The organism is Spirochaeta thermophila DSM 6192, assembly GCF_000147075.1.
Taxonomy (GTDB): Bacteria; Spirochaetota; Spirochaetia; order Winmispirales; family Winmispiraceae; genus Winmispira; species Winmispira thermophila_A.
Genome location: NC_014484.1, coordinates 1,276,779 through 1,297,512 on the forward strand (window position 1 = coordinate 1,276,779; position 20,734 = coordinate 1,297,512).

At 60.9% G+C, this 20,734-nt stretch carries 22 protein-coding genes; 13 read left to right on the forward strand and 9 right to left on the reverse strand.

Features of this window, described 5'->3' with window-relative positions:
* Window positions 1-166 precede the first annotated feature (166 nt).
* Together STHERM_RS05810 and STHERM_RS05815 are read right to left on the reverse strand one after the other, a co-directional pair.
* The gene (locus STHERM_RS05810) at window positions 167-574 is read right to left on the reverse strand and encodes an iron chaperone (RefSeq protein WP_013313956.1); all 408 of its coding nucleotides are present in this window, start codon (window positions 572-574) and stop codon (window positions 167-169) included.
* Window positions 575-706: 132 nt separating this feature from the next.
* A complete protein-coding gene (locus STHERM_RS05815; protein WP_013313957.1) occupies window positions 707-1,618 on the reverse strand; it encodes an AraC family transcriptional regulator in 912 nt (303 codons plus the stop codon).
* 180 nt (window positions 1,619-1,798) lie between these two features.
* Between STHERM_RS05815 and STHERM_RS05820 the strand changes: the two genes are divergently transcribed.
* From STHERM_RS05820 to STHERM_RS05845, 6 genes are all read left to right on the forward strand, one after another.
* Complete coding sequence (locus STHERM_RS05820) at window positions 1,799-2,794, forward strand: aldo/keto reductase (RefSeq protein ID WP_013313958.1); 996 nt, start codon at window positions 1,799-1,801, stop codon at window positions 2,792-2,794.
* A 52-nt stretch (window positions 2,795-2,846) separates the two neighbouring features.
* On the forward strand, window positions 2,847-4,067 hold the full coding sequence (locus tag STHERM_RS05825) for an MFS transporter (protein WP_013313959.1): 1,221 nt from the start codon (window positions 2,847-2,849) through the stop codon (window positions 4,065-4,067).
* 104 nt (window positions 4,068-4,171) lie between these two features.
* Entirely contained in the window at window positions 4,172-4,588 is a 417-nt protein-coding gene (locus STHERM_RS05830) for a cupin domain-containing protein (RefSeq protein ID WP_013313960.1), read from the forward strand.
* 2 nt (window positions 4,589-4,590) lie between these two features.
* Window positions 4,591-5,796 (forward strand): iron-containing alcohol dehydrogenase, encoded by a 1,206-nt coding sequence (locus tag STHERM_RS05835; protein ID WP_041623332.1) that lies wholly within the window; start codon window positions 4,591-4,593, stop codon window positions 5,794-5,796.
* A gap of 26 nt (window positions 5,797-5,822) precedes the next feature.
* Complete coding sequence (locus tag STHERM_RS05840; protein ID WP_013313962.1) at window positions 5,823-6,299, forward strand: flavodoxin; 477 nt, start codon at window positions 5,823-5,825, stop codon at window positions 6,297-6,299.
* Window positions 6,300-6,347: 48 nt separating this feature from the next.
* The gene (locus STHERM_RS05845; RefSeq protein ID WP_013313963.1) at window positions 6,348-6,869 is read left to right on the forward strand and encodes a flavin reductase family protein; all 522 of its coding nucleotides are present in this window, start codon (window positions 6,348-6,350) and stop codon (window positions 6,867-6,869) included.
* Between the two features lie 73 nt (window positions 6,870-6,942).
* Here the strand turns inward: STHERM_RS05845 and STHERM_RS05850 are convergent, their stop codons facing one another.
* The 3 genes from STHERM_RS05850 to STHERM_RS05860 all read right to left on the reverse strand — a co-directional run bounded on the left by STHERM_RS05850 (window position 6,943) and on the right by STHERM_RS05860 (window position 9,474).
* Entirely contained in the window at window positions 6,943-7,734 is a 792-nt protein-coding gene (locus tag STHERM_RS05850) for an SDR family oxidoreductase (RefSeq protein WP_013313964.1), read from the reverse strand.
* A gap of 101 nt (window positions 7,735-7,835) precedes the next feature.
* Window positions 7,836-8,450 (reverse strand): NAD(P)H:quinone oxidoreductase, encoded by a 615-nt coding sequence (gene wrbA / locus STHERM_RS05855; protein ID WP_013313965.1) that lies wholly within the window; start codon window positions 8,448-8,450, stop codon window positions 7,836-7,838.
* Window positions 8,451-8,631: 181 nt separating this feature from the next.
* On the reverse strand, window positions 8,632-9,474 hold the full coding sequence (locus STHERM_RS05860; RefSeq protein ID WP_013313966.1) for an alpha/beta hydrolase: 843 nt from the start codon (window positions 9,472-9,474) through the stop codon (window positions 8,632-8,634).
* An 84-nt stretch (window positions 9,475-9,558) separates the two neighbouring features.
* Between STHERM_RS05860 and STHERM_RS05865 the strand changes: the two genes are divergently transcribed.
* From STHERM_RS05865 to STHERM_RS05885, 5 genes are all read left to right on the forward strand, one after another.
* Complete coding sequence (locus STHERM_RS05865) at window positions 9,559-10,587, forward strand: glycosyltransferase family protein (protein ID WP_013313967.1); 1,029 nt, start codon at window positions 9,559-9,561, stop codon at window positions 10,585-10,587.
* A 40-nt stretch (window positions 10,588-10,627) separates the two neighbouring features.
* The gene (locus tag STHERM_RS05870) at window positions 10,628-11,770 is read left to right on the forward strand and encodes an ABC transporter ATP-binding protein (RefSeq protein WP_013313968.1); all 1,143 of its coding nucleotides are present in this window, start codon (window positions 10,628-10,630) and stop codon (window positions 11,768-11,770) included.
* Window positions 11,771-11,960: 190 nt separating this feature from the next.
* Window positions 11,961-12,263, forward strand: a complete 303-nt coding sequence (locus STHERM_RS05875; RefSeq protein WP_013313969.1) for an RNA recognition motif domain-containing protein — start codon at window positions 11,961-11,963, stop codon at window positions 12,261-12,263.
* A gap of 291 nt (window positions 12,264-12,554) precedes the next feature.
* Entirely contained in the window at window positions 12,555-13,850 is a 1,296-nt protein-coding gene (locus tag STHERM_RS05880; protein WP_013313970.1) for a hypothetical protein, read from the forward strand.
* Complete coding sequence (locus STHERM_RS05885; RefSeq protein WP_148223876.1) at window positions 13,847-14,551, forward strand: DUF6320 domain-containing protein; 705 nt, start codon at window positions 13,847-13,849, stop codon at window positions 14,549-14,551. The genes STHERM_RS05880 and STHERM_RS05885 overlap by 4 nt, the downstream gene beginning before the upstream one ends.
* Window positions 14,552-14,618: 67 nt before the next feature.
* On the opposite strand, the gene STHERM_RS05890 is transcribed toward STHERM_RS05885, so the two are convergent.
* Window positions 14,619-15,338, reverse strand: a complete 720-nt coding sequence (locus STHERM_RS05890; RefSeq protein WP_013313972.1) for a HEAT repeat domain-containing protein — start codon at window positions 15,336-15,338, stop codon at window positions 14,619-14,621.
* 13 nt (window positions 15,339-15,351) lie between these two features.
* Entirely contained in the window at window positions 15,352-15,882 is a 531-nt protein-coding gene (locus STHERM_RS05895; RefSeq protein ID WP_237223172.1) for a hypothetical protein, read from the reverse strand.
* 83 nt (window positions 15,883-15,965) lie between these two features.
* On the opposite strand from STHERM_RS05895, the gene STHERM_RS05900 reads away from it, so the two are divergent.
* Window positions 15,966-17,978 (forward strand): hypothetical protein, encoded by a 2,013-nt coding sequence (locus STHERM_RS05900; RefSeq protein ID WP_013313974.1) that lies wholly within the window; start codon window positions 15,966-15,968, stop codon window positions 17,976-17,978.
* On the opposite strand, the gene STHERM_RS05905 is transcribed toward STHERM_RS05900, so the two are convergent.
* Window positions 17,975-18,571, reverse strand: coding sequence for a PolC-type DNA polymerase III (locus STHERM_RS05905; protein ID WP_013313975.1), 597 nt, complete (start codon window positions 18,569-18,571; stop codon window positions 17,975-17,977). The two genes, STHERM_RS05900 and STHERM_RS05905, sit on opposite strands and share 4 nt — an antisense overlap.
* A gap of 29 nt (window positions 18,572-18,600) precedes the next feature.
* Here STHERM_RS05905 and STHERM_RS05910 point away from each other — a divergent pair, with 29 nt between their 5' ends.
* Window positions 18,601-18,885, forward strand: a complete 285-nt coding sequence (locus STHERM_RS05910) for a hypothetical protein (RefSeq protein WP_013313976.1) — start codon at window positions 18,601-18,603, stop codon at window positions 18,883-18,885.
* Between the two features lie 14 nt (window positions 18,886-18,899).
* Here STHERM_RS05910 and STHERM_RS05915 read toward each other — a convergent pair whose 3' ends face one another.
* Window positions 18,900-20,648, reverse strand: a complete 1,749-nt coding sequence (locus STHERM_RS05915) for a phospho-sugar mutase (protein WP_041623336.1) — start codon at window positions 20,646-20,648, stop codon at window positions 18,900-18,902.
* Window positions 20,649-20,734: the final 86 nt, after the last annotated feature.

The following is a 20,734-nucleotide window of genomic DNA, read 5'->3' on the forward strand; positions in this document are numbered from 1 at the left end:
CGCAGGAGCGCCCCTTCCCTGCGGTGAGGCGGTGCGTGTGCAGGAGGGCGGCGTCATCCTCCCCGTGCTCAAGCGAGCGGGGACCCGCATCAGCCCTCACCACCCACCCTCCCCGGGACGCTGCCGGTCCTGGGCTGGACCACCGGGTGGGTGCGCTCCTCCCTCATCACGTGGCCGTGCCTACCGCCTTCCGTATGAGGGCACGGACCCGTGCCTCTACCTCGGGGTTCCACCCGGCAAGGGCGAATGCGGTGGGCCACATGGACCCCTCGTCGAGCGTCGCGACATCGGTGAACCCAAGGGTCGCGTACCGGGTCTTGAACTTCTGCCCGCTCTGAAAGAAGCAGACCACCTTGCCCTCTCTGGCATACGCCGGCATACCGTACCAGGTCTTCGGCGTGAGCATGGGCGCCTCCTCCAGGATGAGCCGGTGGAGTCGCTCCGCCATGGTCCGGTCGGGTTCGCCCATCTCGGCGATCTTCGCACGCACCTCCTCCTCTCCGGCTCCCCTCCCCTTCTTTCTCGTCCTCGCCGCATCTTTCGAGGACTCGCCCGGACCTCTGTCGACAGCCATGGAAACCTCCTCATTACCAGTATAAGACATGAGGATATAGAAGACACGACCAGGAGGCACACCGTCCCTCGATGCCGAAGTATTCTGCAGGCCCCCGGCTGCCGGAGGGCCTCCCCTCCTTCTCCTTCTTCCCTACGCCCGCTGGGCCACTCCCTCCTCTCTCAGCCTGCGGATATCCTGGCTCGGAGGAAGGCCGAAGAGGCGCTTGTACTCGCGGGAGAACTGGGAGAGACTCTCGTATCCCACTTGAAAGGCGGCGCTCGTGGCATCGAGCCCCTGGAGCATGAGCCGGCGTGCCTCGTTGAGTCTGAGGCGCTTCTGGTACTGGAGGGGGCTCATTCCGGTGAGGGTACGGAAGTGCTGGTGGAAACTGGAAGGACTCATACCGATCAGAGCGGCGAGCTCCAGGATGCGCAGAGGCTCGGTGAAGTGCTCCTTGAGCCAGGTGACGGCCCGGGCGATCTGGTGGGAGTGACTCCCTATGGTGGCGATTTGCTTGAGGCGTGCGCCCTGTCCGCTCAGGATGAGCCGGTAGAGGATCTCCCGGTGTACGAGAGGGGCGAGGACGGGGATGTGGTCGGGTTCCTCCAGGAGGTCGACCAGGCGTTCGAAGGAGGAAAGGAGGGGGGCGGTCATCTCTCCTATGGCCATGGCCCTGGAGGAACGGGCCTCGACGAACGAGACGACGTCGGGGTCGTAGACCACCTCGAGGAGGGCCTCCATGTCGAGCTCGAGGCGCATCCCTAGGTAGGGGGCCTCCTCCGTGGCCTCCACGATACAGGCCACCACCGGGAGGTCGAGCGAGGAGAGGAGGAAGTGGTGGGCGTCGTACCGGTACTCCTCCTCACCGAGGACCACCCGCTTGGCCCCGCTCACCACCATACAGATGCTGGGGGGAAGCAGGTAGCTCACCGGCTCGGTGGGCCGGGTGATCCTGTGGATGAGGAGCCCGGGGATCTCGTACTCGATGTGTTCTCGCTCCGCGGTATACCGGAGCAGCTTCTCCGCGAGGCGCGAGCGTATCTCTTCGAACCTTTCGCCCATATCCTCCTCCCTGCAGGCGGCCGTCCCTTTTCTCCATATTAAGGGTAGCTCCTCTTTCCTCGTTTCGCAACCGATTCTCCGGCATTCTGGAGGATCAGGCAAATATTTCCCACTATCGGAGTACCTCACGGTAAGGGAATCTCTCTATACTTGAGGTGTAACACCAACCGGAGGTTGACGATGAAGATGCGACGACTCGGAACCAACGGCCCCGTGGTCTCGGCCATAGGGCTGGGATGCATGCGCATGAGCTTCGGACAGAGGCCGCTCCCCGACAGGAACGAGATGATCAAGCTCATCCGAACAGCGGTGGAGCTCGGGGTGACCTTCTTCGATACCGCCGAGGTCTACGGCCCTTACACCAACGAGGAGCTCGTGGGAGAGGCCCTCGAACCGTTCAAGGGAGAGGTGGTCATCGCCACCAAGTTCGGCTTCGAGCTTCATCCCGACGGGAGACCGGGCTGGAAAGGGCTCAACAGCAGGCCTGAGCACATCAAGAAGGCGGTGGAGGGATCGCTCAAGCGGCTGAGGGTGGAGGCGATCGACCTCTACTACCAGCACCGGGTCGATCCCAATGTCCCCATAGAGGACGTCGCGGGGGCGGTGAAGGACCTCATCGATGAGGGGAAGGTGAAGTACTTCGGCCTCTCCGAGGCAGGGGCGAAGACCATCCGCAGGGCCCATGCCGTGTGTCCCGTCACCGCGGTGCAGAGCGAATACTCCCTCTGGTGGCGCAAACCCGAGGAGGAAGTGCTCCCTACCTGCGAGGAGCTGGGGATAGGGTTCGTGCCCTTCAGCCCCCTCGGGAAGGGGTTCCTCACCGGGACCATCGACGAGAAGGCGAGGTTCGACGAGACCGACATACGGAGCAGGATCCCCCGCTTCAAACCGGAGTTCCTCAAGGCGAACATGGCCCTGGTGGATCTGGTGAAGGAGATCGCGGGGAGGAAGGGGGCCACCCCTGCACAGATCGCCCTCGCCTGGCTCCTCGCCCAAAAACCGTGGATCGTGCCGATTCCGGGCACCACCAAGCCGGAGCGGCTCAAGGAGAACGTAGGCGCGGCGGATGTGGAGCTCACTCCCGAGGACCTCGAGGAGATCGACGAGGCCCTCTCCCGCATCCGGATAGTGGGCGAACGATACCCGGAAGAGATGGAGAAGATGACCTACCTCTAGAGGCCCGCTCCGAAAAGAAGATGCATCGACCATCAGGAAGGAGGATCCCACGGTGAGACGTTCCTTGGTGCTCATGGTGATCTGCGTAGGGGTTACCACCCTCTCCACCCTGCAGGGCTCCATCTTTGGGGCGGCCCTCCCCCTCATCGTAGGGGATCTGGGGATCGACTGGGGCCTCATGGGGCTCATGATAGCTGCGTGGACCGTGCTCTGCGCGCTTTCACCCTTTGTGCTGGGCCGCTACGTGCACGAGGCCCCTCCCCTCACGGCCGTCACCGTGGTGATGCTCCTTCTCTCCCTCTCCTCCATCGCCCTCACCGCAGTGAGGGACCTCGTGGCGCTCAACCTCGTGAGGGTGGCATCGAGTCTGGCGATCGCCTTCCCCTTCCCTCTTGCCGCACGGGTGGTCACCTCCCATGTGAGCGAGCACCGACGGGGATTGGCCACCGCGATCTACGGGACGGGGTCCATGATCGGACTCGCCCTGGCCTACGTGGTCATCGCGCTCTCAGGGAGCCACTGGCGCCTCGCCACCCTCGTCGCAGGGCTTCTGGGGATCGCCTTCTTACCGGTGGCCTTCGGGCTGTGGAAGTACGCCTTCCCTTCTCCCGATGCTGAGAAGCCCCTCCAGGCTGATCCGGCTGGGAAGCCCGACCCGGACCGCACGATCGCCTCCGGGCCGTTCCCCTACGGGCTCGTGCTCCTCCTGATGCTGGGGCACTTCTGTGCGGTCTACACATGGAACCTCATGTTCAACTGGCTCTCCACCTTCCTGGTGCGCGATCTCGCACTCCCCTATGGCGCCATCGCCCTCTCGCTTTCGGCCATGGCCCTGGTCGCGAGCGTGGCAGAGGTACTCATCGGAGTGCGCTCCGACAGGCTTAGGGGGTTCAGGGGGCGGGTGCTCCCCCTCTTCATGGGGTTCATCCCTTCGGTAGTGCTCCTCACGGTGGCCCCCTGGATTCCTTCTGCGCTCATCGCCGGGATCCTCATGTCGTTCGCGATCCTCACCTGGAGGCTCGCGAGCCCCTCCTTCTGGAGCATCTTCAGCGATCTCGTGCCCCTCGCGCACTTCGGGAAGGCGAGCAACATGTACATGCTCGCCGTGTTCGCCTCGGGGATCTCCTCGTCGGTGATCAACGGGTACCTCGTCTCTCTCACGGGGTCGATGAGATACCCCATACTCCTGAGCGCGCTCATTCTCCTGTTCTCTCCGCTCTTCTACACCCTGGCTGCGAAAAGGGTCTATTGCGCACACCCGGCAAGTGCATAGGAGGAAATGACGATCGATGACACGCTGAAGGCCGAGAAATCGGCGAACCGGAGAGCGGTTCACCGCCGAAAGGATCAATTCATACCCCTATATGGAGGGAGGCCATGAGAGACGACCTCTTCGAGAAAGGCAACAAAGGATCGGACGAGTTTTTCACGGGCACGGTCTGGGTGAAGATGCTCGTCACCGATGAGAAGGGGATTTTCGACACCCAGGTGTACCACGTGGTCTTCGAGCCGGGGGCCAGAACCCACTGGCATGCACATCCTGGCGGACAGATCCTGATCGTGACGCGGGGAAACGGGTTCTATCAGGAGAAGGGTGCACCCGCGCGGCTTGTCACACCGGGGGACGTGGTGGAGATCCCGCCCGGTGTGGTCCACTGGCACGGCGCCGGGCCGGACGGGGAGTTCGCCCATATCGGGCTCAGCACACAGATCCACCGGGGACCGGCCCAATGGTTCGGCCCGGTGACGGACGATGCATATACAACCGAAACAGATCAACGAAGAGGAGGATGACGATGATGCACTTAGAGTACTACAATCCCACGAGACTCGTATTCGGCGCCGGCGCCCTGGAAAGCCTGGGAGAAAGGGCGCGGGCGTACGGAAACAAGGCGCTGCTCGTCATAGGTAAAGGGAGCGTCAAGAGGACCGGTGCGTTCGACAGGGCGGTGGCAAGCCTCGAGAAGGAGGGGGTCGAGGTGGTGGAGTTATCCGGGGTAGAGCCGAATCCAAGGTTTACAACAGTGCTCAAAGGTGCGGAGACAGCAAAGAAACACGGCTGTGACATGGTCGTCGCGCTCGGGGGTGGGAGCGTGATGGATGCTTCCAAGGTGATTGCGGCCACGGTGCGCTACGAGGGAGATCCCTCCGAGATGTTGATGCGTGCCGATCGGCCGCCGCGGCTCCCACGTGCGGCGCTCCCCATCATCACCGTACCCACCCTGGCGGCAACGGGATCCGAGACCAACTGCGGAGCGGTGATCACCCTCGATACGGGTGAAGAACCGCTCAAGACCTTCGTGATAGCCGAGGCACTCTATCCCCGACTGGCGATCGCAGATCCCACGCTCACGCTTTCCGTGCCACCCGACCACACGGCGTACGGTGTCGCGGATATCCTCGCCCATGTCACCGAGGGATACTTCAACGGCGTGGACGGCACTCCCATTCAGGACGGGTTCGCCGAAACGGTGATCCGCACCGTACTCGAGTGGGGTCCACGCGCCGTGGCCCACGGAGACGACCTGGAGGCGAGGACCCAGCTTCAATGGGCGTCGATCGTGGCCCTGAACGGGTGGGTGCAAACCGGCGTGCACGCTCCCTATCCCGTACACCAGATAGAGCACACCCTCTCCGGCATCTACGACGTGCCCCACGGTGCAGGACTCGCGGTCCTCAACCCGGCATGGATGCGCTTCGCCGCAAAGTACAACCCGGATCGTTTCGTTCAGTTTGCACAGCGCATATTCGGGGTGTCCATGGAAGGTAGAGACAAACGAGAAGTTGCCATGGAAGGCATCTACAGGTTCGAGGAATTTCTGCGGTCGATTGGATGTCCCACACGACTCTCCGAACTGGGAATCGGTGAGGTCGACGAGAAGGATTTTTCCCACTGGGCCGAGAAGACGTTGGAGGTGGTAAGGGACGAGGAAGGAAGACTCCCGGGCCGCCCCCCGCTCTCAAAAGAAGACATTGTGGAGATACTGGCATCGGCTCGATAGATACGTGGATGCAGGGAGGAAGACCGATGAGCCGTGGGAGCACTGCTGTCGTCTACTACTCCTGGTCGGGCAACACCCGCCACGTGGCGGGTCTGATCCAGGCCCGTACAGGAGGGGTGCTGAAGGCACTCGAGCCGGAGGTACCCTACCCGTCTTCCTATGAGGCAACCCTCTCCCTTGCGAAGGCAGAGATACGGGAGGGAAAACTCCCTGCGCTCGCCCCCATGGACCTGGCGATCCATGCGTACGACTTCATCTTCCTCGGGTCGCCCAACTGGTGGGGCACTATCGCGCCGCCGGTCGCCGCCTTCCTCTCGCAGTACGACCTCGCGGGAAAGATCATCGCCCCCTTCATCACCCACGGTGGAGGGGGTGCCCAACGTACGCTGGACGAAATCCGGAAACGATGTCCCCGTGCGCAGGTCCTCCCCGCACTCGTGGTGTACGGGAGGGGCACCGGGGAGGAAGTGGAAGCCTGGATCTCGACGATACGTGCAGAATGAAAAACGAGAAGTGTTATAGTACGCACGATACCCCATAGGAGGTGTGTGATGGACTACTCTCCTCTCGCCCCTGAGAAGGCGTATACCATCTTCAACGGTGGAGGGCTCATCCTCGTGTGTACGAGGAGTCCCGAGGGCAGATACGATATGGCACCCATTGCGTGGACATGCCCACTCGACTATGAGCCGGTGACCCAGCTCCTCTTCGTGTGCGATCCCTCGCATGCGACGTTCCACAACATCGAGGCCACGGGGAGCTTCATCGCCGCCCTTCCCACCTTCCATCAAAAGGATCTCGTGCTGAAGACGGGCGAGGTCTCGGGGCACAAGGTGGACAAGATCGCCCGGTTCGGTATACCCGTGAGGAAGGGAACGGTGGTGGATGCGCTCATCCCGGAGGGGGTCGCCGGATGGGCCGAGTGCGAGGTGAGTCAGGTCTACCGGCCGGGAGAGGTGGCGGTGGTGTGCGGCACGGTGAAGGCAGCCTTTGCGGTTCCCGAAGCCTGGAAACTCGTGCTCCACCACGTGGAGAACGGCCTGTTCTACCAGCCGGGGGAACCCGTGTCGTAGATCATAAAACGCTTTAATATGTATACTCGAGCATACATATGTGGCTATGGGCTCACCGCCCCTCGGAGGGGCCTCAGAAGAGTCCCTTCACCGCGCCACCGTCCACCGGGATGGTGGCGCCGGTGATGAAGCCCGCACGCTCCGAGCACAGGAAGGCCACCAGGTCGGCGAGTTCCTCCGGCTTCCCGAGCCTTCCCATGGGTATGTCGCCGATCCATCGTGAGAGGGCCTCTTCCGGGGAGAGGCCTTCTCGGGAGACGGCGGCCTGGATGAGCTGCTCCATCCTACTGGTTGCGATGGGGCCGGGCGCCACGGTGTTGAAGGTGATCCCCCGGGAGGCATAGACAGTGGAGAGGGTCTTCATGAGGGCGGTGAGGGCCGACCTCGTTGCATTACTCAACACGAGGGTGTCGATGGGCTGCTTCACCGAGATGGAGGTGAGCGCCACCACCCTTCCCCACCCCCGCTCCTCCATGTCGGGGAGCACGGATCGGATGAGCCTCAAGGCGCTGTAGAAGACGAGCTGAAAGGCGGCTTCCCAGTCATCGTCGGAAAAGGAGAGAGGTGGACCGGAAGGAGGGCCTCCGGTGTTCGTCACCAGGATGGAGACAGGCCCCAGTTCCCGACGGGCCGCCTCCACGAATCGCTCCACATCCCCTCTCCTGGTGAGGTCCGCCACCACGGGGAGGACGGATGCTCCTGTCTCTCTCCGAATCCGTTCGGCCGCGCGCGTGATGCGTTCCTCCGAGCGGGCACAGATCGCCACACGTGCCCCTTCGGCGGCGAGACGCAGTGCCACCGCATACCCCAATCCCGAACTCGCCGCAGCGACGAGGGCCGTCTTTCCTCTAAGGCCGAGTTCCATGTGCACCTCCTCATCGGGGAATGCCGTATGATACTCCCCGGTACCGCAGGCTCACAAGAGAGGGGCGCATGGCAGAGCATGCGCCCCGATCGTGCAGGACCTTATCCCTTGAGGGCTCGTGCCACACGGGCAAGCCGCGCTCCCAGGAAGCGGGCCCCCTCGAGTTCGTTTTGGGTGGGTTCCCTGCTCCCCTCCTCTCCTGCAAGCGCAATGGTGGACGCGCCGTAGGGAGAGCCACCGGATATCTCGTTCCTTTCCATCTGGCCCTGGAAGGTGTACGGAAGACCCACCAGGATCATACCATGGTGGAGGAGCACGGTGTGGAAGCTCAGTATGGTGGACTCCTGCCCACCGTGCTGGGTGCTGGAACTCGTGATCACCGCCGCGGGCTTGTCCACGAGGGCGCCCTTCGCCCAGAGGGGGCCGGTCGCGTCGAGAAAGGCCTTCATCTGGGCCGCCATGTTCCCGAATCTGGTGGGACTCCCGAAGATGAACCCATCGGCTTCGGTGAGCTCTTCCACCGTGACGACAGGTACGTGGGCCTGCGCCTTGTAGAAGTCAAGGGCACCCATCTGGGAGAGGATCTCCTCCGAGACCGTCTCCGGTACGCGTCGGATCACCGCCTCTCCTCCCTCGGACTTGACCCCTTCGGCCGCCGCCTGGATCATCTTATAGGTGTGACCATACGTCGAATAGTAGACGAGATAGATCTTCATACCACCTCCGTGGACTATATAATCGTACACTTATATTACTAAAACAGTAAGAAATCGGCAAGGACACACCCTTCCCCGACCATGGGGAATCGACTGCTCCATGAGGCGGGTACAAGCGAAGGCGCGCCCCGGGGAAGCCCAAAGGGAGACTCGATGGAGGACGCCCGTGAGGGGTTCCGGCTCACCGTGCAGGGAGGTGAGTACGTACCCAGAGGAGCACTTCCTCCAGGACGTGCTGCCGAGCGAGGTCGTGCTCGAGCTTGTGCAGCCCCTCCTCGACCCAGAGGAGCCGTTTGTCGGAGCTCCCCGCGTGCTGGAAAAAACGTTCGGTGGCGGGCGGAGACACCACATGGTCTCTGCGGCCCTGAAGCACGAGGAGGGGGATCGTGAGACCCGGCGCCCGCTCATGGCATCGTTCGATTGCCCCTTCCATCTCCACGACGAGCCTCGGACTCCCGAGTCCGTGGGAGAGGGGATCGGAGAGAAGACGCTTCAACATCACCGGATCCCTGGTGAGGCCGCCTGTATCGAGTCCCGAGGGGATACGGAGCCCGGGAAGAAGGGCGGCAAGAAGGCGTCCGAGCGTCCTTCGCCAGGGGGGAATCCCCTCGAGGGAGAGGGCGGGAGCCGAGGCGACCACACCGGCGAGCCCCTCACCCTCGGTGGCGGCGTACTCGAGCACGATCGTGCCGCCCATGCTGTGCCCGTAGAGGAACACGGGCCGGTCGAGGAAGTCGCGTACGGCCTTCTCCCTGAAAAGGGAGAGCTCCCCATGGAAGACGTCCCACGAGGGGATGTAGCCCCGTGCTCCCCCCGATTGTCCGTGGCCGTAGTGATCCGGCGCATAGACCGCACACCCTTCGTCGGCAAGCCGTCCCGCGAGTTCCACGAAGTTGCCCGAATGCTCCCCAAACCCATGGGCCACGATGACCACCGCCTTCACCCGGTCCGGGATCCAGAGCCGGTAAAAGAGTCGAACACCTGCATGGTCCACCACGTGTTCTTCGTAAGAGCGCAACGCCATGTGTGCCCTCCTTTCTCTGCACTATGATGAAAATCTCACATTCCGCTCACACCCGACTGACCCGTTCGGTGTATCTCTCGTGACATGAAACCACGACAGACCATCGCCCTGGGCATAAACGGAGAAGGAAGGGGCCATGCCTCCCGGGCCCTCAGCATCCTCCCCTCTCTTGTCGAACGGTATCGGGTGGTCGTCTACGCACCACACACCATCCGACCCCTCTTCCGGCCGTTCACGCGGGAAGGCGTAGAGCTCCGGGACCTTCCCCACATCCACTATATCACGGAGGAGTTCAAAATCAACTATCCGGCAACCATACGATCCAACCTCCCCCTCCTCCTCCGCTTCCCCACCATCCTCGCGACACTCCGCGCATCCCTGCGTGAGGAACGCGTGGACTTCGTGGTGAGCGACTACGAGCCGTTCCTCTCGAGGGCGGCAGTGAGGGAGAGGATCCCCTGTCTGCTCCTCAACCACCCGGGAGTGGTCCTGAGGAGCTTCTCACTCTTTCCCGATGCCTTGGCGGCGAAACTGGTGTCCCTCTTCATGATGCCCTCCGGAGGCACACGCCTCCTCTCCTCGTTCTACCGGGGCACGGTGGGACCACTCATCCGCGAGGAGATCCGCGAGCAGGTCCCCACACCGGGGGAACGTTTCCTCGTGTACGCGAAACCCTGCTTCAAGGCACAGGTGGTGGAGATCCTGGAAGAACTGGGGGTGCCCTACGACCTCTTCCCGGACCCGCACAAAGACTTTCCCTCGCATCTCGCCCGGTGCAGAGGTGTGATCACCGGTGCAGGCCACCAGATCATCGCGGAATCCCTCTACCTGGGGAAGCCCGTGTGTGCCATCCCTTTCAAGGGGCAGTACGAGCAGAGGCTCAACGCGATCATGTTGGAACGATCGGGCCGGGGACTCCACGCCCCACCCTCCCGACTAAAGGAGAAGCTCACGGAGTTCATCCATCAGATAGAGACCTTTCCCCGGCAACCCTCTACGTCCGAGCCCATCTGCACCACGGATTCCACCGGGGCGGTGCTGAGATACATCCGGGCTGCCCTCGCGAGGCGGCCCGTCGGAGTCTCACCCGTACCGGTGAAGGTGAACCCGTAAAGTTTTTGACAGATGATCGGATACAGGATATACTCATAGTGTGGCAGAGATAAACCTCGTCCACGTGTACAAGTATTTCTACCCAGCGTTCAGTTTCAAGAACTTCTTTCGGAAGAAGGGGGCCCTCCTCGGCCCCAGAGAGCCTCACTTCGCCCTCACGGACGTGAATCTCACCATCCCCGATGCGCGAACGACCGTGGTCCTCGGTCCGACGGGATGCGGAAAGAGCACGCTCCTCCGCATCATCGGCGGGCTCCTCCCCCCCGACCAGGGGAAAGTGCTCTTCGACGGAAAGGACATCACAGAGCTCCCACCGGGCGAGAGACGGATCGGCATGGTGTTCCAGGATTACGCACTCTACCCGCACCTCACCGTCAAGACCAACATCCTCTCCTACTTCTTCTTCAAGAAATGGACGAAGCAGTGGTCGGACGAGATGGAAATGGAAGCGGAAGAGAAGTACCGCCGCACGAGCCAACTCCTGGGGGTGAAGCTCGAACACCTCTCCGGCCGGTTTCCCCCCAACCTCTCCAGCGGGGAGAAACAGCGCGTCGCCATAGGGAGGTGCATCACCCGTGATCCCGCCCTCTTCCTCATGGATGAACCGTTCTCCCATCTCGACCAGCCGCTCAGGGAGGAATACCGGCGTCAGCTCAAGGCCCTCCTCTCCTACTTCGACGTGACCACGGTGTACGTGACCCACGACCAGCACGAGGCCCTCCTGCTCGCGGACCGGCTCGTGGTCATGCGCGAGGGGAGGATCGAGCAGGCCGGGACCCCCGAGGAGATCTACCAGGCGCCCCGGAACCTCTTCGTGGCCGAGTTCCTCCATCCGCACCCCTCTCTCCCGGCCATCAACCTGATCCCGGGGGATCTCATGGGTCCCGAGTACCGGGAGAAGGTGATAGGCATACGGCCCGAAGACTTTTCCCTCAGATCTCCGCGTGCCGCCGGTGACTACATCCTGCCCGCCCAGGTGGTCTCGGTCTTCAAGAGCCCCCTCGCCATGGAAGCAGCCATGCGGCTCAAAGTGAAGGACCGGGTGTTCGTGGAAGTGCCGGTCCCCTCGGGCACTTCCCCTTCGGAGGGCGACGAGGTGGGCCTCCTCCCCTCGCGGATGCACATCTTCGATCCTCTCACAGGAGAGCGGACCGCCACCCATCACATGCAAGTGCACCTCTGAAATCCCGAGGCCGGACAAAAACACTTGACGGGTGAGCGGATTGGGGCTACTATACAAGCTGAGTAGCAGGAAACAGAATGTAGGATGTTGAGAGCTTCTTCGCCTTTCTCCATTCCTCACTGGTTCCGTATACTCCCCTATCGTAGATAGGGTGAATGATGACCCCGTTCGGGGAAAGAGGTTTTTTTGTATGTCTTTCAAGATTTATGTGGGTAATCTCAATTACCAGACCACAGAGGACACTCTCCGCCAGCTCTTCGAGCAGTACGGAGAGGTCGAGTCGGTGAAGATCATCACCGATCGCGATTCGGGTTTTTCCAAGGGCTTTGGCTTTGTGGAAATGTCAAGCGAAGAGGCAGGAGAAGCAGCCATCAGCGCACTCAACCAGCATGAACTCGAAGGCAGACAGCTGAGAGTCAACAAGGCTCATGAGCGCCGTCGGTCCTCTTTCGGAGGCGATCGCTCCCGGAGCTCCTCATATCGCTATTACTGACCACTGAGAGTGATCGAGAAGGCCGGCTGTCGCCGGCCTTTTTTCGTCTTACCCTGGGATGAAGGACGAAAAAAGGCTCCCAGAGAAAGGAGGAAAACTCTGGAAGCCAGTATCAAAAGGGGGGGACTGGAGGTTGTGTCTTTACTATACACATCGATCCCCGGATTGTCAAGAGAAAAATTGAAGATTTTTGAGGTTTTTGAGATATTTGAGATTTTTCCCGGCCGAGGCCCGCCATCGGCTATTGAAAAAAGGGAGGAACTCCTCCATCATGATGGATTGAAGCCACCGATGAGCGACGTGAACCGTGAACGAGACTGGTTTCCTCTGGACAATGCGGCGAAGATCTTTCCTCCGATCACGGGTCGGAGGAAGACGACGGTGTTTCGGATCTCCGCCACGCTGAAGAAACCGGTGGTGTACGAATCCATACGCGAAGCCCTCCGTCTCACTCTGCACAGATTCCCCTACTTCCAGGTCAGGATAAGACGGGGGTTCTTCTGGTACTACTTCGATCGGATCTCCCATCTTCCCCCCCTCGAACGAGATCCGGAGTATCCTTGCATGTGGGACCCCACGAGGAGTCCCGGGATCCCCCTCCGCATCCGTATCTCGCACGGGAGGATCGCCCTCGAGGTGGCCCACGCCCTCACCGATGGAATGGGTGCCCTCGAGTTCCTCAAGACCCTCATGGCCTCCTATCTTTCCATAGAGGAAGGGCTCTCCATTCCATCCTCACCCCACCTCCTTTCCCCCTTCTCCACACCACATCCAGAGGAGACCGAGGACAGCTTCGCACGACATTATCAACCCGGGATTCCGAGTTCCTCGATCCCTCCCCGAGCCTTCCACGTTCTCGGATCTCTCATACCTCCAGGTCGTTACTACATCACCACGGGGCTCGTCCCCTCCGATGGGCTCAGAGGGCTCGCGCGGTCATACCACACCACGGTCACCGCCCTTCTCACCGCACTCTATTTCCTGTCGTTCCATACCATCATCCGTGAGGGCAAAGCCAAGGGGTCGAAACCCATCATCATCCAGATACCCGTGAACCTCAGGCGCCTCTTCCCCTCCCAGACGATGCGCAACTTCTTCCTCCTCATGTTCCCCAGGATCGATCCTCGGCTGGGCGAGTACGAGTTCGAGGAGATTCTCTCCTACGTGACTCATTTCATGAAGATGGAGAGCACACCGAAGGCCCTCGCTCCACAGATAAGGAGGAACGTGGGGGGAGAGCGCAACCCCTTCGCCCGATTCGTACCGGTGTTTCTCAAGGACCTCGTGCTCAGTCGGATGTACGAGATCATGGGAGACAGGAGGGCCACGAGCAGTCTCTCCAATCTCGGGGTGGTGCAGGTTCCGGAAGAGATGCGGCCGTACATCGAACGTTTCGACTTCTACCCTCCCCCCAATCCCATCATGAAGATCTGCGCGGGGGTGATCACCTTCGGGGATACGGTTTCCCTGAGCTTCGGAAGGCTCATCCATGAACCGGTGGTGGAGCGGGTCTTCTTCCGATGGCTCACCGAGAAGGGACTCCCCGTTACCATAGAGACCAATGTCCAGGAGGACTACCACCTGTGAAACGATGCAACTCCTGCGGGATCATGACGAGGGAGGAGAGGGACACATGCCCTCTCTGCGGGACGCCGTTCTCCGAGAGCGGCGCACATCCCGAGGAAGGGATGCACCGCACTTCCCCCAACAGCGAGGATCTTCCCGCCTCGGGCAACGCTTCCATCGTCCTTCCCCTGGTGACGGTGTTCTCCCTCATGACGGGCATGGTGGTGGCTGCGGTTGATCTCCTCGTGACCGGGGGCATCACCTGGTCCCGTTATCCTCTCGTCTCCATCCTCTTCGTCTGGTCCCTCACCCTCTCGGCCGCGGCACTCCACAAGAGGCCGCTCCTCTTCTCTGGATCCATCCCGGTGGCCGCTTCCGCATTTCTCCTCGTACTGGATCTCCTCGACGATGGTGCACTCTCGTGGTCACTCAGGCTCGGTCTGCCGCTCGTACTGGTGAGCGCCCTCGCCCTTGTCGGCCTCACCGCCTTCATCATCAAGGGCAAACACCACGGATACCTGGTCCTGGGAACCATCCTCGTGATCGTGGCCTTCGTCACCACCGCCGTCAATCTCATCACCAATCGGTATCTCGGGGTCCCGAGGATACTGGACTGGGCGCTCATCGTGGATGCGATCGCCCTTCCACTCTCCTGGTTCTTCTTCTATCTCCACTTCGGACTCAAGAAGGAACTCCACCTCGAGAAGTTCTTCCATCTCTAGTGCACTCCAGTGCAAAAGAGGCCCTCCCCGCAGGGAGGGCCTGGAGGACCATGCACATGGTCGTGACCTATCGCTTTCTTTCCACCGCGATCTTCCGCAGCTCTTCGAGGACGGAGAGGGCTTTGAGCTTGACCATCCTCACGTAATTGCCCTGGGTGATCACTTCCCCGATGGCGTTGATGAGCTCGGGGTTCGTCACCCCGTCATTGGCCTGCGCGAGTTTCTCGACGGCGAGGAGGGTGGAGAACGCGAGATTGTTGTCGGGAACGGGCTTGATGTTCTCCTGGTGGAGCCTGTAGGCGAGCACGTTCGTCACCTCTTCGTTCTCGTTGAGACCGATCCTCCCGAGGGCGTAGACCGCCTCGGCCACCACCATGGGCTCCTCTTCCTTCAACACCACCGTCAGGAGGGAATCCTTGGCCTTTTCTCCACCTATACGACCAAGGAGGTTGCAGGCCTGTCGTCTCACCTCGGGGAAATTGTTCACCGTCCGGTTTCCCACCCTCACCTCCCGCGAGATGGTCTCGGTGGCGAGGGTCTCGAGGATCGCAAATGCGGCATCCTCGTCGCTCATCCGGCCTTCGTCCACCATGCGTTCGAGGTTCCTGAGGGCCAGAAGCTTGAGTTCCTCGCTGTTGGAGAAGGCTTCGTCCTGTATGAGTCTGAGCTCGATATCCTGACTGAGATAGTATTCCTCGATCGTCGCCTCATCCCCCCCCGCCTCTTGACCGTGCAGGAGGAGGGCGGAGAACACACATACTGCCAGAAACACCCCTTTTCGTTTCATGCCGTACTCCTCGTTAATAGATTTTCCACCCCCCCTCCTCCCGTCTGAGCCTGTAGAGGAGATAGGGGGTTTCGTTGATCACCATATAGGCCTTCACTATATCCTCGGTCACGAACTCTATTTTGTCCAGCCGCACGCGGGACCGGCTCGGCACCACCACCTGCTGAAAGTAGTCCTCGAGCGTACGGAGTACGACCCCCCTCTTCTTGAGTTTCGGCTCTTCCGAGACCTCGGCGAGATACGAGGGATCGCCCACCCTCGCGATGTAGTCCTGGGAGAGGTAGCTCTTCCACGTCTCGAAATCACGCTTCTGGATGATGAGGGTGAGTTCCTCGAGGAACGCCTCGATCTCGACGAAGGTACGTTCATACACTTCCTGGGAGACTTCTATCGTCCCTTCCGAGTCGGAAACGACTTCTTCTTCCTCGACGATCGGAGGGGTCGGGGTGGGGGATGGAGAGACAGGGGCCTCCTGTCCAGAGACACACCCCGACACCAGCAAGACGACCGAGAACACCAGCACACCCCAGTCTCTGCTCTTCATCTCACTTAGAGTGTAAGTGGTGATCTCGTGTTTTGTCAACATTCTTCCTTGCAAGACAAGGAAAAGCAGGATACTATTATTCCATGAGCACAGAGGAAGGGAAACGACAGGCAGACGAGTTCAGGCGGCTCGTGGAGGCCTACTTCAGCAGATTCCGACATACCGAGATCCCCTTCAACCACTTCGCGGCCTACGCCATCCGGGAGGCCCAGAGGAACACAGACGAGTTCCCCTCCTTCTCCGCCCACACCTCGCTGGAATCCCTCTCCCGGGAGGTCGTCCGTCTCGCGAAACCGCTCGAACGGGAGGGGACGCTGATCCTCGATGCAGATCCCCACGGCACGATCCACACGCTCTACTACCTCGCACCCTATTACGAGCGTATCGAGGCCCACTATCAGGAGATGTCCCTCACACAGGATCTTCCGTTCCCCGACACCGGCCTTCTCGGTATAGCCCTCCCCGAACGTTTCTTCCTCACCCTCTCGGTAAAGGACGATTTCCTCCACTGGTTCGAACGCCACGAAGAGACGGGCGAGGGGAACACACTCATACGTCTCACCTTCCCGGACGGTCTCCCGGCCGTGGTCATCACCGAGAGGATCCTGCTCCAGAAGCTCTGTGAGCTCTGCGTCATCAAACTGCGCGCCTACCTCACCAATGAACGGAACTCGGCCTACATCCTCCAGAAGATACGGCCTTTCTTCCGCCAGAACGAAACCATGCTCAGGAACATGCTCCACGCCGCCCTCACGCGGGCCGATCAGGCGCTCAGAGAGATAAGGGAACCCTCCGATACCGTGTACTACTTCTGGAACCAACTGGCCAATTTCCTCTACAAGGACATCACATCGAAGAAGGATCGACAGGAGGTGGAGACCTCCTACTGCCACGCCGCCTATCTTCTCACCTACTTCCTGCTCTACTACAAAAGCAAGGTGAGGAAGAAGAAGGAGAAGGAACGAGCCCTCCAGATCCTCGAACGCCAGCTCAGGAAGCGGCCTTACACCTTCACCCTGGGGGAGATCCTCTCCTTCACGGACGATCGAGGGATCCCGCTCCTCAAGCTCTGCGAGAGGGACGACATCGTGGAGTATGTGAAGGAACATTCCACGGCACCCGACCCCCTCTCCCTCCCTCCTCTCGTGAAGCTCAAGGGAGCCGACGACCAGGACTACTACATCCGGAGGGAACTCCTGCTCCCCGTGTTCGAGGAACGGCGATTCCTCCTCTCCATGGAGCTGAAGAGGGAATACACCAACCAGTGGTACCTCCTCCTCAAGAAGGACGAAGAGCTCCCTGAGATGTTCGACGACGAGGAATTCGCACGCGACGTGAGGGAACGCGTGGCGAGGAAAGACCCCGTGTTTCCGGGCTTCCTCCAGTTCCACCTCCTCTATCTTGCATGGGAGGGAACCGACCTCCCTGCTGCTCAGAAGGGTGAGCTCCAGAAGATCTTCGACGAACGGAACCGGCGTCTCAGGCCGCTCCCCGAAATCCTCGACCTCGACCGGGAGAAGCTCCTGAAGGACGCAAGACTCATGCTCCCCTTCTGGAAGGTGATACCGGTGGTGAGCACCATCATCAGATTCCTCAAGCGTCTCTTCCTGGGAAAGCCGACCCGTCCCCACAAGAAGAAGAAATCCTCACTGGTCCTCTCACCTTCCTCCGCACCTCCCCGACAGAAAGCCCCTCCGGTCCCGACCGACCGCGGCGAGGCGTCTCCCCCTCCGCCCACCCCCGCCTCGCAGCCGTATACCCCCCATCAATTCCGTGCGAGGATCCAGGAGTTGACGAAGGCATTCCTCCCGCCCGGCATGCGGATCGATGAAGCGCTCGAGTCACTCATCGAGCGGTGGAATCCGCTCATCGACGAAGAGTCGAAGGAGATCCTCGTGGAGGATGTGAACAATTTCGCGAAAGACTTCCTGCGGAAGATGCGTATTCTCAACAGGAGAAGGCCCCCGACCGAGGAGCAGATCCGGACCATGGCCCAGACCCTCTCGGAGAACAAGGCCTTCGAACGCATCAAGGAGAAGGAGGCCTTCCGCGAATACCTCGAACTCTACATGCTCAAGATACTCGGCAAGCTCTAACCGACCAGTATCCCGTCGAGCGGGAGGGCCCCCTCTCCGGACGAGCGCTCTGCCAGGGCGTAGAAGAGATCCCCGCAGGCCCATGCGTCGCTCAGCGCCCTGTGATGGTGCTGGAGGGGGATATCCAGGGCTCGGGTGAGGGATGCGAGGCTGTACCTGCCCAGATGAGGGAGGACGCTCCTGGCGAGGAGCCGGGTGTCGATGGCGCGGAACCCAGGATAGGGACGTCCACAACGGGCGTACTCCATCCTCAGGAAGGAGAGGTCGAAGGGAGCGTTGTGGGCCACCAGGAGGTGCGTCCCCACGAAGGACTCGAGCATGGGAAGCACGGACGGGAGGGGAGGTGCTTCCTCCACATCCTGATCGCCGATCCCGTGGATCTTCGTCACCTCGGCAGGAATGGGATGGGGAGGCTTCACGAGCAGGGAGAAGAAGGCACGGGGTTCTCCGCCCTGGAACTTCACGCACGCGATCTCCACCACCGAATGGCGCACAGGATCGAGCCCGGTGGTCTCGAGATCGAAGGTCACCACCACCTCCTTGCGCCAATCGATCGATACGGGATCTCTTCCAGGATCAGTCGAGGTTGACATGCAGGGTCTCCTTCCCTACCATCCGACACATGGATATCCAGAGGCTACTCCAGGAACACGATGTGGCGATCGACGATATCCGATGGTATCTCGCACTCACCACGGCCGAGCGTTTCCTCTCATACCAGGAAGTCCCGGAAGAACTCGCCCTCCTCATCTGGAGAGGTACGGTCGCGGACGAACTCTACGAGATGGAAGAACGGTGGCTCTCGCTCCAGAACCAGAAGCTCTCGGACGGCAGACTCGACGAAGCCGGGATCCGAGAGCTCATCAGGGAGATAAAGTCCGCCGCGGAAAGGAGGCCCCTCTCCTAGGGGCCTCCTCGACACTATGCGGGGATCCACCCGTCGATCTGCCGTTGGACGACCTCCAGTTTCTCCTTGACCTCCCGCTTCGCCTCTTCCAGCGAGTCCTTCACCGGCGAGGTGCAGGAGGCATAGAACTTGATCTTGGGCTCCGTACCGCTCGGCCGAGCGCTCACCACACTTCCGTCCTCGAGCACGAACTGGAGCACGTTGGATGAGGGGAGATCGATGTTCTTCTTCCGCTCTCCCGAGGGGAGGTAGAGGGTGGTGCCGTCCAGGTAGTCGCGTATCTCCACCACCTTGAGGTCACCGAAGGCGAGAGGAGGATCGTTACGGAGTCGCTCCATGATCCCTCTCATGACCTGGATGCCTTTTTCACCGGGGAACGTCTTCGTGGTGAGGATCTCTTCGAAGTAGCCGTGTTGCCTGTAGAGTTCCTCCAGCCTCTGCAGGAGCGTCTTACCCTGAACCCTGTGGTAGAGGGTCATCTCAACGGTGAGGATCGAGGCGGAGACGGCGTCCTTGTCCCTCACATCGGTTCCGACGAGGAATCCGTAGCTCTCCTCGGTACCGAAGACGTACTGGGGACCGCCCTTCTCCTCGAACTCGCGTATCTTGGCGGCGAAGTACTTGAATCCGGTGAGCACCTCATGGCATTCCACGCCGTACGATTCGACGATCTTCCGCTGAAGATTGGTGGTGACGATGCTCTTGACGAAGGCAGGCCGCTCGGGAAGGGAACCCATCTCTTTTTTCGAAGAGAAGATGTAGTCGGCCAACAACGCGCCGAGCTGGTTCCCCGTGATGAGGACATAGTCGTGTCCGTCGGGAACGGCGATGCCGAGTCGGTCGGAATCGGGGTCCGTGGCCATCACCACGTCGGCCTTCCGTTTCCGCGCGTACGAGAGGGCCAGCTCCAGAGCCGAGGCCTCCTCGGGATTGGGATACTCCACCGTAGGGAAGTCCCCGTCAGGCTCGGCCTGTTCGGGCACGGTGAAGACGTCGATCCCGAATCCTCTCAACACGGTCTCCACCGGCATCCTCCCGGTACCATGGAGCGGGGTGTAGACCACCGAGACCTCTCCTCCGTGTTCCTTGAAGAGGTCGGGACGGATCACCTGTCGTCTCACGGCGTCGAAGTAGGCCCGATCCACCTCCTCCCCGATGTAGGTGAGCAGTCCTCGGGCGAGGGCTTCCTCTTCCGGCATCGACCTGATCTCGGAGGTCACCTTCCGGACTTCCTCTATGATCCCCTTGTCATGCGGAGGCACCACTTGCCCCCCATCCGACCAGTAGACCTTATATCCGTTATACTGGGGAGGGTTGTGACTCGCCGTGATCACGATACCGGCGGTGGTGCCGAGATGACGAACCGTGAAGGACAGCTCCGGAGTGGGCCTCAGGTCCTTGAAGAGGTAGGTCTTTATCCCGTTACCGCAGAGCACGAGCGCCGCTTCCCGGGCGAACACACGGGAGTATCGTCTCGAGTCGTAGGCGATGGCTACGGATGGATCCTTTAGTCCCTGGGAGAGAATGTAGTTGGCGAGGCCCTGGGTGGCCCTGCGCACCATGAGCGGATTCATGCGGAAGAATCCTCCTCCGATGATTCCACGCATCCCCCCTGTTCCGAATTCGAGGTCGGCGAAGAAACGGTCGTTGAGCGCTTCCCAGTCCTCTCTCTCGAGGAGTTCCTCTACTTCTCTCCTGAACTCCTCCCCGGTTTCGAGCTGAATATACATCCGGGCTTTCTTCTCCAGTTCACGCAGATCCATGTACTCCTCCTCGGGATGTTTGGTCTCATAATAGAAATAACGGCTCAACGTATCAAGGCGGAAGATTTTCATTCTTCGGGAAATAT

Bases quoted from the DNA above. Each gene is read 5' to 3' on its own strand.
- STHERM_RS05810 (WP_013313956.1), bottom strand. From the start codon at position 574: ATGGCTGTCGACAGAGGTCCGGGCGAGTCCTCGAAAGATGCGGCGAGG.
- STHERM_RS05815 (WP_013313957.1), bottom strand. From the start codon at position 1,618: ATGGGCGAAAGGTTCGAAGAGATACGCTCGCGCCTCGCGGAGAAGCTG.
- STHERM_RS05820 (WP_013313958.1), top strand. From the start codon at position 1,799: ATGAAGATGCGACGACTCGGAACCAACGGCCCCGTGGTCTCGGCCATA.
- STHERM_RS05830 (WP_013313960.1), top strand. From the start codon at position 4,172: ATGAGAGACGACCTCTTCGAGAAAGGCAACAAAGGATCGGACGAGTTT.
- STHERM_RS05835 (WP_041623332.1), top strand. From the start codon at position 4,591: ATGATGCACTTAGAGTACTACAATCCCACGAGACTCGTATTCGGCGCC.
- STHERM_RS05840 (WP_013313962.1), top strand. From the start codon at position 5,823: ATGAGCCGTGGGAGCACTGCTGTCGTCTACTACTCCTGGTCGGGCAAC.
- STHERM_RS05845 (WP_013313963.1), top strand. From the start codon at position 6,348: ATGGACTACTCTCCTCTCGCCCCTGAGAAGGCGTATACCATCTTCAAC.
- STHERM_RS05850 (WP_013313964.1), bottom strand. From the start codon at position 7,734: ATGGAACTCGGCCTTAGAGGAAAGACGGCCCTCGTCGCTGCGGCGAGT.
- wrbA (WP_013313965.1), bottom strand. From the start codon at position 8,450: ATGAAGATCTATCTCGTCTACTATTCGACGTATGGTCACACCTATAAG.
- STHERM_RS05860 (WP_013313966.1), bottom strand. From the start codon at position 9,474: ATGGCGTTGCGCTCTTACGAAGAACACGTGGTGGACCATGCAGGTGTT.
- STHERM_RS05865 (WP_013313967.1), top strand. From the start codon at position 9,559: ATGAAACCACGACAGACCATCGCCCTGGGCATAAACGGAGAAGGAAGG.
- STHERM_RS05875 (WP_013313969.1), top strand. From the start codon at position 11,961: ATGTCTTTCAAGATTTATGTGGGTAATCTCAATTACCAGACCACAGAG.
- STHERM_RS05880 (WP_013313970.1), top strand. From the start codon at position 12,555: ATGAGCGACGTGAACCGTGAACGAGACTGGTTTCCTCTGGACAATGCG.
- STHERM_RS05890 (WP_013313972.1), bottom strand. From the start codon at position 15,338: ATGAAACGAAAAGGGGTGTTTCTGGCAGTATGTGTGTTCTCCGCCCTC.
- STHERM_RS05895 (WP_237223172.1), bottom strand. From the start codon at position 15,882: ATGAAGAGCAGAGACTGGGGTGTGCTGGTGTTCTCGGTCGTCTTGCTG.
- STHERM_RS05900 (WP_013313974.1), top strand. From the start codon at position 15,966: ATGAGCACAGAGGAAGGGAAACGACAGGCAGACGAGTTCAGGCGGCTC.
- STHERM_RS05905 (WP_013313975.1), bottom strand. From the start codon at position 18,571: ATGTCAACCTCGACTGATCCTGGAAGAGATCCCGTATCGATCGATTGG.
- STHERM_RS05910 (WP_013313976.1), top strand. From the start codon at position 18,601: ATGGATATCCAGAGGCTACTCCAGGAACACGATGTGGCGATCGACGAT.
- STHERM_RS05915 (WP_041623336.1), bottom strand. From the start codon at position 20,648: ATGGATCTGCGTGAACTGGAGAAGAAAGCCCGGATGTATATTCAGCTC.